We start from the raw sequence: 1,563 nt of genomic DNA, 5'->3' as shown, positions 1-1,563 counted from the left end.
ACTTCAGGGAGGACCACTTTTCAGGGGGCAGGCCAGGCTCTTTCCTGTGCTTACCCGCTGCACCGCACGAAACGCCGCTCCTCGACGCGCTCACAACCAACTGACAAGAAACTTTGGCCATGGCGCGCCATGGCCAACGCCCGTCTCTTGATGACAATCGGCCCGCCCCTAGATCGCGGCTGCTTTGCAACTGATGGACGATCGGCTACCGCCCAATGACACTCCAGATGCCCATCCCCTTCGAACGCGACGACCCGCGTGCGCTCGCCTTTCCGGACCCTCGATGCGGATCCCGCTCGGCAAGCCCCTCGAGATCCGTGACCCCGATGACGGCGCAGGCATTCACACCGCGAGTAGCCCCCCGGAGGCTGAGAGAGCGTGCAGCGATGCGAGGTGTGCGAGAATGACGATCCGGCATGTTTCCCTCGACTTCGAGAAGCGCGATCCAGGGGAGCGGTCTTTGATTCCGGCCCATGGATGTCGCCTCGACTACCACTGCCATGCCGCCGCGTCGCGGCAAGCGCGCCTGCAAGGCCGGCTGGCGCTGGACCCGGACGTCGACCTCGCCGATTACACGATGCAGGCCGTGATCGACTGGATCGAACTCGGCTTCGTGACCGAGGACCGCCACCAGTCGCTGAACATAGGGGGTCATATCAACAAGACCCTCGCGAAGGCTGGCTGGCGGAAGGACAGCCACGTCCACGGCGTCGAGCGCAAGGACGGCTATCTCGGGCAGGTGTTCCTCGTCCGCGTGAACGACCCGACACCCGAGAAGATCCGCCGCGTATGCTCCGCGATCCAGAGCTTCTGACGCGTGAAATGCAGGGCCGATGGCCGGGGCTTCGTGATCACGGGCATCGAGGTCGCCGTCGACATCCGCCCCGCCCTCAAGGATCCGGAGCCAGAAGAGCGCGTCCTTGCCCGCTGCAGGATGTCGGAACTCCTGCGAAAGCACTTGGCGGTCCGGCCCGACTTGCTGACCACGGACCGGGACCTGCCGCGGGTCACGTTCGAAGACGCCCGGGCGAGACGCACGAAGAAGATCCTCGAGCCGCGCAAGGAGATGCCAGGCCAGGCGCCGCGAGCGCTCGATCTGCGACTGCAACTGGGGGCGCAAGCGCGGGGGAAGCACGTCAAGCCGCCGCTCGACGGGACGTTCCACGTCGGAGCCGATGACGCCACCGTGATGCTGCGCCTGCAGGACAAGACCGCCGACAGCCACGGCGCGGGAAATGGCCGGGTGCTGCTGGCCGACGCGGACCGGCGTTCGCGCATCGAAGTGCGTGCCTGGCTGCCGCGGCCCGACGAGGCCGGGCTGCTCATGTCCGGGGGCCTGAAGGAGATCTGCGGCGAGGAAACCGGCTGGCGCTGCCCGCTCGAGACCCTCGAGGATCTTCGCCACGTGAAGTTTGAGGCGCTGCGCAAGCCGTTCTTCGACTTCGCGATCCCGACGGTCTCAGCCGTCGAGGAGGCGAAAGGGCCGGAGCCAAACCCGAAGCAGTGGGAGTTGTTCAGGAGGTCCGGGGTGTTCGAGCTATGCTGGGAAATGGGTGACGGAGT

2 protein-coding genes are annotated in these 1,563 nt (G+C 66.1%); both read left to right on the top strand.

The features are described 5' to 3' along the window. Nucleotides 1-403: 403 nt before the first annotated feature. Entirely contained in the window at nt 404-814 is a 411-nt protein-coding gene (locus AB6A65_RS16340; RefSeq protein WP_371039464.1) for a hypothetical protein, read from the top strand. 33 nt (nt 815-847) lie between these two features. Next, nucleotides 848-1,563, top strand: a 716-nt coding sequence (locus tag AB6A65_RS16335) for a hypothetical protein (RefSeq protein WP_371039463.1), incomplete at its 3' end; no start/stop codon positions are given.

The sequence above is a fragment of the Rhodosalinus sp. FB01 genome (assembly GCF_041365715.1).
In the GTDB taxonomy this organism is placed as follows: Bacteria; Pseudomonadota; Alphaproteobacteria; order Rhodobacterales; family Rhodobacteraceae; genus Rhodosalinus.
Note: the sequence above shows the minus strand (reverse complement) of the source record. Positions and strands in the feature narration are given on the sequence as shown.